3 protein-coding genes are annotated in these 577 nt (G+C 32.9%); all 3 read right to left on the reverse strand.

Annotation, left to right across the window (positions count from 1 at the left end; genetic code table 11):
* The coding region (locus tag J3U74_RS12460; protein WP_267338108.1) for a recombination protein NinB at positions 1 to 208 on the reverse strand (208 nt) is incomplete at its 3' end.
* Between the two features lie 2 nt (positions 209 to 210).
* On the reverse strand, positions 211 to 357 hold the full coding sequence (locus tag J3U74_RS12605) for a DUF1187 family protein (RefSeq protein ID WP_366915721.1): 147 nt from the start codon (positions 355 to 357) through the stop codon (positions 211 to 213).
* The gene (locus J3U74_RS12465; RefSeq protein ID WP_267338109.1) at positions 354 to 500 is read right to left on the reverse strand and encodes a hypothetical protein; all 147 of its coding nucleotides are present in this window, start codon (positions 498 to 500) and stop codon (positions 354 to 356) included. Before J3U74_RS12465 ends, J3U74_RS12605 begins: the two co-directional genes overlap by 4 nt.
* Positions 501 to 577 lie beyond the last annotated feature (77 nt).

A 577-nucleotide genomic window follows, 5' to 3' on the forward strand; every position in this document is an offset into this window, starting at 1 on the left:
CTTCTGCTGTCAGTTTTTCTCCGTTCCATTCAACTTGTTTTGCAATATCGTTTAAAACAGCCCACATCATTCGATTTTGTGCTAAGGTTCGCTTTTCTTCATCAATCACTATTCTTAACGGATATTTGCTATCAACTGGTAATTGATTAATAAAATTTATAGCCGTATTACGGGCAACTTCATGAGTTAATCGAATTTCCTTAATCATCTCTAAACCCTCTCACACTTAAATTCAATAATTTGACCATCTACCATTTTCTCGCAATCAAGATGATTTAATTTTTTATTAGAAAAACGCATCCAATTAATCGGTTGCTGTCCATTTCTAATTATTATTCCAGTTATCTTGTAAATCATTTTTGTATCAACTCCCTTAATTTTGCCTTTTCTTCTTCCGAATATTTTTTAATCAATTCTGCCACTTCATATTTAATTTTTGCTACGTTTGCCCCTCGTTTTCTCAGCGCTGTAACATAGTTATATGCTATTTTTTCTAGCATGTGATAGTGCCCGTTTTTGCAGTAATTAACTCGTCGTAACACAAGCCCGACCTGTTTTTAACATTTGTTTAATGTTT

Origin of the sequence: Gilliamella sp. B3892 (genome assembly GCF_026536305.1) — a bacterium.
GTDB lineage: Bacteria > Pseudomonadota > Gammaproteobacteria > Enterobacterales > Orbaceae > Gilliamella.